This is a genomic window from Heyndrickxia sporothermodurans (genome assembly GCF_003055045.1).
GTDB lineage: Bacteria > Bacillota > Bacilli > Bacillales > Bacillaceae_C > Heyndrickxia > Heyndrickxia sporothermodurans.
Window position 1 is genome coordinate 1 of record NZ_NAZB01000033.1, and the last position, 1,798, is coordinate 1,798.

A 1,798-nucleotide genomic window follows, 5' to 3' on the forward strand; every position below is an offset into this window, starting at 1 on the left:
TGTTGTTAGTAGGATTGATGGGTTTGGTGCTAGTGGTGGTAAGGGTACTGACAACCTAAAATTTAAGCATATAGGAGAATATTTTAATCACATTAATGACATTGGAAAACGAGATGACTTAACGAATGAAGAAAAATTTGAAAAGATTCATGAAGCATATGATGCATTAGTAGTAAAAGGTGATATTACTATTGTCTCTGACATGCAGTTCTTAAAGCCTGAGGGGTTTGTTGATGGCAGAATGAATATAGATTGGCCTGATAAAATGGGATTTGAAGAAGGCACAATTCTGGCGATTAATAGAAATAACCCATTACCTGGAAGATGGGATAGAGTCGGTGGAAAGGGTGGAGAAAATTTCACTACTTTACCTGATAATGGTGTTCCTTACACGTATGATCAACGTGCAATACCATATATAGAAAACCCTTCAGCAAGGCACGTAGGAATCTTTAATAATGAATCCTATTTTAGCGCTATTGATGCAATCAAAAGTGATAGTCTTGAAGAGTTGAATCAAGTTGTAGTTGCTAATGGAAAAGATCCAATCTCAGAAATTGATTTTGATAGATTTAGAGCAAACTATAACGACTACCAAGATAGAATAAAGAAAGTTGTTGGAAATTTAGATACCACTTATGGAGTGAAGGGTAAAGCTGCTCCATGGATCAGTAGTTCTACAGGAGAGAAATTAATGAATGGTGGAGCTGAACAGATTGTAACCCCACTAAACGCCCAAGCATTGGAAATGATAGGGGTTATACCAAAATACTAGGAGGGTAAAAATGACAAAGCAAGAGTTTTTAAAGAGATTTAAATCTGAAAAAATAAATATCGGTGAATATAAAATGATACTCGACAAGATATCAGATGCGCCGCTTGTATTGGGATGTGCATACGATCAAGGAGTATGGAAAGTTTATGAAACAAGAGAACGAGGAGGTCACTTCATAATTAAAGAAATAGATAATGAAGATGAGGCGTTTGATTATTTTTATAAAGTAGTGCTAAGTCAACAAAACAGACTTAACAATTAAAATTACATTATGACTTTAGTAGATAGAGAATGCGTAAAAACCTAAACTTCCTTACGGCAATTACTTGCAATCCAATGAAAATTAAAAGAAGGTTAAACAAAAGGTCAAAAATTGGTCATTTGCATAGATTCTTTATATATAGGGATGCCAGATGATACTAACATAGCAAAAAAAGGAATGAATTGAACTAATAAATATTATTATGAAAAATGGGAACAAAAAGAGGATGTACAGCTATTAGAAATTAAAATGTTTATTAAATTATAAAAAAGAAATGAATTAAGGATAAATGAAGAAATAAGAACAAAAACGTTATATAAAATATCGGAAGTCCAGTTTATATGAACAGGAGTTTTTTCATGGACGTAAAATATATCCCATCGGATTGGGAAAAGATGAAAGAAGGTATTGGCGATTTAATTGGTTTAGGGCGCTGGGGCAAAGGAATGATTGATGATCTCAAAGACATCACGGACAATCTAGAAGATGCAGAATCAGATATTGCAAGTCTCGATAGCGATGGGGTCATCTCCTTTCATCACACCAGCCAGAAGGACAAATTTCAACACTTATACGAAGACTTTGAAGTATTACATCGATTTACTGGAAAAGTCGGGGACATCGTTGACCGGACGATTGATCAACCATTCTATGAAGATATTGATGCATTTGTCGAGGCGATGAGAGATTTAACTATCTCAAACTATACAACAAAGAATCGGATTGGAGCTACAGAAGTTAAGGTCACCTACGCTGGATAC

General features: G+C 34.6%; 2 protein-coding genes and 1 pseudogene. All 3 read left to right on the forward strand.

Features of this window, described 5'->3' with window-relative positions; genetic code table 11:
- Positions 1–775 (forward strand): hypothetical protein (locus B5V89_RS20135; RefSeq protein WP_213083809.1); only part of this gene is annotated, 775 nt, incomplete at its 5' end.
- Between the two features lie 10 nt (positions 776–785).
- A complete protein-coding gene (locus B5V89_RS14435) occupies positions 786–1,037 on the forward strand; it encodes a hypothetical protein (RefSeq protein ID WP_107920819.1) in 252 nt (83 codons plus the stop codon).
- A gap of 359 nt (positions 1,038–1,396) precedes the next feature.
- Positions 1,397–1,798, forward strand: a pseudogene (locus B5V89_RS14440) (glycohydrolase toxin TNT-related protein); the annotation flags it as partial.